Origin of the sequence: Streptomyces similanensis (genome assembly GCF_039543625.1) — a bacterium.
Lineage (GTDB): Bacteria > Actinomycetota > Actinomycetes > Streptomycetales > Streptomycetaceae > Streptomyces > Streptomyces similanensis.
The window spans coordinates 50,622-57,009 of record NZ_BAABKC010000077.1 but is presented as its reverse complement, the minus strand read 5'-3'; the positions used below and the strand labels follow the sequence as shown (position 1 = coordinate 57,009).

At 73.8% G+C, this 6,388-nt stretch carries 4 protein-coding genes; 2 read left to right on the top strand and 2 right to left on the bottom strand.

Features of this window, described 5'->3' with window-relative positions; genetic code table 11:
- Both folP and ABEB07_RS25135 read right to left on the bottom strand, forming a co-directional pair.
- A partial coding sequence (gene folP / locus ABEB07_RS25140) for a dihydropteroate synthase (RefSeq protein ID WP_345670413.1) occupies positions 1-863 on the bottom strand: 863 nt, incomplete at its 3' end.
- A 635-nt stretch (positions 864-1,498) separates the two neighbouring features.
- Complete coding sequence (locus tag ABEB07_RS25135; protein WP_176149965.1) at positions 1,499-3,310, bottom strand: phosphatidylglycerol lysyltransferase domain-containing protein; 1,812 nt, start codon at positions 3,308-3,310, stop codon at positions 1,499-1,501.
- A gap of 228 nt (positions 3,311-3,538) precedes the next feature.
- On the opposite strand from ABEB07_RS25135, the gene ABEB07_RS25130 reads away from it, so the two are divergent.
- Positions 3,539-4,666: an alpha/beta hydrolase gene (locus tag ABEB07_RS25130; RefSeq protein ID WP_176149966.1), complete on the top strand. Its 1,128-nt coding sequence runs from the start codon at positions 3,539-3,541 to the stop codon at positions 4,664-4,666.
- Between the two features lie 174 nt (positions 4,667-4,840).
- Entirely contained in the window at positions 4,841-6,343 is a 1,503-nt protein-coding gene (locus ABEB07_RS25125) for a hypothetical protein (RefSeq protein WP_345670411.1), read from the top strand.
- Positions 6,344-6,388: the final 45 nt, after the last annotated feature.

Genomic DNA, 6,388 nt, shown 5'->3' with positions numbered 1-6,388 from the left:
GCGGCGCGGGCCTGCTCGACGGCACGGGCGACCCGTAAGGCGTCGGCGGTGGCGCGGACCTCGTGCACGCGCACCGCCCACGCGCCGGCGTGCGCCGCGAGTGCGGAGACGGCGGCCGTGGCGGCGTCGCGCTCCCGCGCGGGCGGCGGCGCGCCCTCGGGGCCGGCCAGCACCCGGCCGAGGAACCGCTTGCGGGAGGCGGCGACCAGCACCGGGTGGCCGAGGTCCAGCAGACTGTCGAGGCGGGCCAGCAGGGCGAGGTCGTGCTCGGCGTCCTTGGAGAAGCCGAGTCCGGGGTCGACGACGACGCGGTCCGGGGCGACGCCGCCCGCCAGGACGGCCTCCACGCGCGCGTGCAGCTCGTCGGCGACCTCGGAGACGACGTCGGCGTAGACGCCCTTGACGTTGCCGCCCTCCAGGAAGCCGCGCCAGTGCATCACGACGAACGGGGCGCCGGTGGCCGCGACGACCGGGATCATGTCGGGGTCGGCGAGACCGCCGCTGACGTCGTTGACGAGGACCGCGCCGACGGCGAGGGCCTGCTCGGCGACGCGGGCGCGCATGGTGTCGACCGAGACCGTGACGCCCTCGGCGGCCAGGCCGCGCACCACCGGGACGACCCGCCGCAGCTCCTCGGCCTCGTCCACGCGGGCGGCGCCGGGGCGGGTGGACTCGCCGCCGACGTCGACCAGGTCGGCGCCCTGCGCGACCAGGTCGAGACCGTGCTTGACGGCGGTGGTCGTGTCGAACCAGCGGCCGCCGTCGGAGAAGGAGTCGGGGGTCACGTTCACGACTCCCATGACCGCGCAGCGGTCCCATGCCGGAAGGCCCGCCACTCGGCCGCGCCCGCTCTGGTTGCTCATACGTTCAGCCTAGGCCCAGCAGAGGAACGAGGAGGCCCGCGGCCCAGCGGCAGGACGGCACTCCGGCCACCCCGACAAGCCCCGAAGCCGAACCCCGACCGGAGCCCGGCGAGCCCCGAAGCCGGGCCCAGGGCGGAGCCCCGGCCAGCTGTCGGCCGGAGCTCGGCGAGCCTCGAAGCCAGCCGTCGGCGGAGCCAGGTCAGCCCTCGGCCGGAGCCCGGCCGGACCTCGGCTGGCCCCCGGCCGGAGACGGGCGGGAAGCGGGTGGAGCCGCGGCGCCGGAGGGGCGGCAGGGGAGAGCGCTCGGCACCGGTCGTGCGGCGCGGACGCTCCGCTCGGCCACCGTGCGCACGCCGGCCGTGGGCGGGGGCGTACGGCGGGGTGCGCCCAGTCGGTGCGGGGCGGGTCCGGAGGACGTCCGGGTACGGGTCGCCCCCGGCGCCGGAGGGGCGTCGGGGGCCTGGGTGGGGTGGGGCGCTGGTCGCGCCGTGCGGGGCTGAGAGCCGGTTATCCCGTGCGGGACCGAGAGCCGGTTGCCCCGCGCGGGGCGAGGGCCGGTCGTCCCGCGTAGGCGGGGGCCGGTCACCTCGCGTGGGCCGAGGCGGCGGTGGCTCCGCGTGGGCCGGGGAGGGCGGTTATGCCGCGCGGACGTCGCGTTCGGTGATCGTGTGCGGGCACGCGGTGCGGGCGGCACGGCGGCGGCGCAGGAAGCGCGGCATCGGCAGGGCGAGGTCGACGAAGCCCTCCGCCTGCATGGTGGCGAAGCCGATCCGCGGCAGGTCCGAGGAGGCGCGGTAGACGATGTACCGCGGCTCCCAGCGGGGCTGGAACTTGGCGTTGAACTTGTACAGCGACTCGATCTGGAACCAGCGGGAGAGGAACACCAGCAGCCCCCGCCAGGCCCGCAGCACCGGCCCCGCGCCGATCTTCTCGCCGCGCGCCAGCGCGGAGCGGAACATCGCGAAGTTCAGCGAGATCCGCTCGACGCCGAGCTTGGGCGCGGCCTGGAGCGTGGCGACGATCAGCAGTTCGTTCATGCCGGGGTCGGCCGAGCGGTCGCGCCGCATCAGCTCGAGGGAGGCGCCGTCCGGCCCCCAGGGCACGAAGTGGATGATCGCCTTCAGGTCGCCGTACTCGCCGGGCTCGTCGTCCCGCTTGTGCGCGGTCGCTATCAGGCAGTCGCCGTCGGAGGGGTCGCCGATCCGGCCGAGCGCCATGGAGAAGCCGCGCTCGGTGTCGGTGCCGCGCCAGTCCTCGGCGGCCCGCCGGACCCGCTCCAGCTCGGCGTCGCCGAGGTCACGGATGCGCCGCACGCGGGTTTCGTAGCCGGCCCGTTCGATGCGCTTGACCATCTGGCGGACGTTGCGCATCGCGCGTCCGGCGAGCGAGAAATCCGCGACGTCGACCACCGCCTCGTCACCGAGTTCCAGGGCGTCCAGACCGGTCTCGCGGGTCCACACCTCGCCGCCGGTCTCGGAGCAGCCCACGACGGCGGGCGTCCAGGAGTGGGCCTTGGCCTCGTCCATGAAGCGTTCGATGGCGCCGGGCCAGGCCTCCACGTCGCCGATCGGGTCGCCGCTGGCGAGCATCACCCCGGAGACGACGCGGTAGGTCACCGCGGCCTTGCCGCTGGGGGAGAAGACGACCGCCTTGTCGCGGCGCAGCGCGAAGTGGCCCAGCGAGTCGCGGCGGCCGTGCCTGGCCAGCAGGTCGCGCAGCCGGCCCTCGTCCTCCTCCGACAGCCGGGCGGCCGGGTGTTCGGGGCGGAAGGCGAGGTACGCCGTGGTGACCGCGGTGAGCCAGCCGAGGGCGCCGAGGGAGTAGGCGACGGTCCAGGAGGTGTTGCCCTGGTAGTCGACCGGGCCCTCGAAGCCGACCAGGCCGTAGAGCACGTGGGTGAGCCGGTCGGCCAGACCGGGGTTGCCGACCACGCGGTGCGGGTGGGTGCTGACGATGAGCATGCCCAGCGCCACCGAACCGGCGCTCATCAGCACGAAGTTGGTCAGCGCCCGCCACCGGCTGCGCGGGTCGGGCAGGGCCGAGAACTCCTTGCGGTGCATCAGCAGCGGCGCCAGCAGCGCGAGCGAGATGACGACGCCGATGACGGAGTGCCGGTAGCCGAACTCGGCCGCCGCGCCCGCCGGGAGCAGCACCACGGCGGCGCGCCAGGCCCGCCGCTTGCGCCGCCTCAGACCGTGCGCGAGGAGCAGCAGCAGGACGCCCGCGCTGAGCGAGAGCGCCGCCACGAACGGTCCGAAGGACCCCGGCAGCACCTCGACCATGGTGTGCATCCGGCTGTGCCGGAAGCGCGGGAAGACGGCCGCGGCGATGTCGAGGAGGCCGACGACCGCGCAGGCCCTGCCGATCAGCGTGGGGACGACCTCCGGCCGGGGCCCGCGGAGTATGCGTCGCATCCGATCTGAGCGGCCCGGAACCCCGTCCGACATTTCCCCATCTACCCTGACAGACATCGCATCCCGTAGTTCTGCGAGAGACCTTGAATCCGGTGCCGATCGGGCATCCGGCGACATTGCGCCCTCTAGGACGGTGTCTAGGGGAGAGAGGTTCACTCCTCGTCGGAAATCCGGTTCAAAGGCCGGGGAAAGCTCGGGGCAAGTCCGCGCCAAGAGGCGGGGGCGGCCCAGGGCGCGGAGAGCAGGCAGGAAAGAGCGCCCATGGGTCTCACGAGCAAGAAGGTGCTGGTACTGGCGATCGTGTTCGCCGTACTGCTGTTCATCGCCACGGTGTGGCTGTGGCCGCGGCTGGCCCGCCGCAACTGGCTGGCCGTCGGCGGGCGGGTCGGCATCCTGCTGGCCACCCAGACGGCGCTCTTCGCCTGCGTCGGTCTCCTCGCCAACCAGACCTTCGGCTTCTACGCCAGCTGGGCGGACCTGTTCGGGCAGGAGACCGACCAGGGCGTCGTCATAGACCACGCGGCGGGCGGCGGCACGGGCGGACCGCTCCAGGTGGTCGGCACCCAGCAGGTGCAGGCGACGAACGGGTCGCGGCCGCAACTGACCGGGCAGATCCAGAAGGTGGACATCGTGGGCCGTACGACCCACATCGCCTCGCCCGCGTTCGTGTACCTGCCGCCGGAGTACTTCCAGCCGCAGTACCGCACGCGCGCCTTCCCGGCGACCGTCGTCCTCACCGGCTACCCGGGCACCGCCCAGGCGCTGATCAGCAAGCTCAACTACCCCCGTACGGCGCAGAGCCTGGCCAAGAGCGGCCGGATGCAGCCGATGATCCTGGTGATGCTGCGGCCGACCGTGGCGCCGCCCCGCGACACGGAGTGCGTGGACGTCCCGGACGGGCCGCAGACCGAGTCCTTCTTCGCCAAGGACCTGCCCGACGCCCTGCTCGCCCACTACCGGATCGGCAAGAAGCCGGGCGGCTGGGGCATCGTCGGCGACTCCACCGGCGGTTACTGCGCGCTGAAAATCGCCATGCACCACCCTCAGGTGTACGCCGCCGCGGCGGGACTGTCGCCGTACTTCAAGGCGCCGATCGACCCCACGACGGGTGATCTCTTCCACGGCCGGCGGAATCTGGAGAATCGCGCCGACCTGATGTGGAGCATCAAGCACGCGCCCGCTCCGGACACTTCACTGCTCGTCACCAGCAGCAGGCACGGCGAGAAGGACTACAAGAACACCCTGAAGTTCATCGACGCGGTCAAGGCGACGAACAAGACCCGTATCTCGTCGATCATCCTGGACAGCGGCGGGCACAACTTCAACACCTGGAAGCGCGAGATCCCGGGGACGCTGCAGTGGCTGAGCCAGCGGCTGGGCGAACGCTGAAAATGATCTTGAGGGAAGTGGCCGGCGGAAAGGACGCCGGAACTCGGGCGGAACTCGGACGGGTGGCGGGCGTACTGAGGGCGGAACTCCTCATGTCCGGTGAAGATTTCGGTACGGCCGTCTTTTTGCGGGCCGGGCACCCATGTTTCGCCTACGCGCGGTAAGTTTCTGGCCATGCCACGTGGACGTCACCGCCATTCCCCTCCTTTGCACAGGCTGTTGCCGCCCTCGGCGATCGCCGGCGTCTCCCTCGTCTGCGCCGTGGGCCCCTGGGTGTTCACCGCGCCCGCGCTGCTGCGGGTCCTCGCGGCGGCGGCCGCGGTGACGGCGATCGGCGGAGCGATCATCATGCGCCGCTGGGACGCCCAGGCGGGCCGGCAGGTCGCCGACCTCACGCGCGCGCGGGCGAGCGACGAGTGGCGCTTCGAGGAACGGGTCGCCGAACTCGAATCCGATCTGGAGGAGTCGCGGGAGCTGCGCGGCCGGCTCGAACAGAAGCTGCGGGCCAAGCGGACCGAACTCGCGGGCCTGCGCAACGAGCACGCGGCGCTGCTGCGGAGGTACGCCACGGCGGAGACCGAGCGGGCGAGCGCCCTGGAGGGGCGCCGGCTGCTGGAGATCGAGGCGGCGCCGGACGCCCGGGCCCTGCCGGCGGCGCTTGCCGCGTCCGCGGTGTCCGTCCCGCCCGCGGGGCTCGTCCCGTCCGCCAAGACCGGCTCGTCCGCCGCGTCCGGTGCGGCCGCCGCGTCCGGTACGGCGCGGACCGACGCGCCGGAGGGCGCGAACGCCGTCGCCGCGACGGCCGAGACGTCGGCGACCGAGACGTCGGCGACCGAGAAGTCCGCGGGCGAGACGTCGGCGGGCGTGGCTCCCGCGGTGTTCTCCCCTGAGGGGGTCAAGCTGTTCCAGCGGGCGCAGGCCGCACTGGCGCGCCTCGGCGCGGACGGCGGGCCCACCGAGCCCACCGAGTCCGCGCAGGAGCCGGCCGCCGAGCCCGTCGCCGCGGCGGACACCGAGGCGACGGCCGAGGCGAGCACCGACGCGACCGCCGAGTCCGTCGCCGACGAGACCACCGAGCCGGCCGACGAGCCGAGCGCCGAGCCGGACACCGATCCGAGCCCCGAGCCCGGCACCGAACCGTCCGCCGACGTGGCCCCTGACGCCTCCGAAGCCTCCGCCGCGCCGTCCGCCGACACGGCCCCCGAAGCCCCGGCCGCCCCGCCGGTCCCCAGGGACGGCATCGCCACCGATGTATCCCCCGCGCGGGAGGGCGACGAGGCCGACGAGACCGACGTGGTCCAGGGGCGGCCCGAGGCCGCCGACGGGCACGAGCCGGCGGCCGGCCGGCCCGCGCAGCGGCCCGCCGGGCACTTCACCGTGCCGACCGCCGTGGCCGTCGTACCGCCCACGCCCGTGCGGCGGCCCTCGGTCGAGGGCGGGTTCGACTTCTTCGGCACGAAGAACGGCGCTCAGCCCGCCGCCCTGGAAGCCGTGCAGAACGAGGACCTGGCGGACGTCGTGGGTCAGGAGGCCCTCGCCCTGCACAAGGCGGAGGCCGAGTCGCAGTACCGTCCGGCCGACGCCGGGACGCGGGCCGTGGGCCAGGTCATCGACCTGACGGCGCACGACGAGACGGAGCAGATCGACGTACAGAACCTGCGCAGCGCGGCGTCCTGACTGCCGGACTGCCGGACTGCCGGACAGTCGGACACGGCCCGTGCG

Excerpts from the sequence above, each read along its gene's own strand:
- ABEB07_RS25135 (WP_176149965.1), bottom strand. The coding sequence starts at position 3,310 with ATGTCGGACGGGGTTCCGGGCCGCTCAGATCGGATGCGACGCATACTC.
- ABEB07_RS25130 (WP_176149966.1), top strand. The coding sequence starts at position 3,539 with ATGGGTCTCACGAGCAAGAAGGTGCTGGTACTGGCGATCGTGTTCGCC.
- ABEB07_RS25125 (WP_345670411.1), top strand. The coding sequence starts at position 4,841 with ATGCCACGTGGACGTCACCGCCATTCCCCTCCTTTGCACAGGCTGTTG.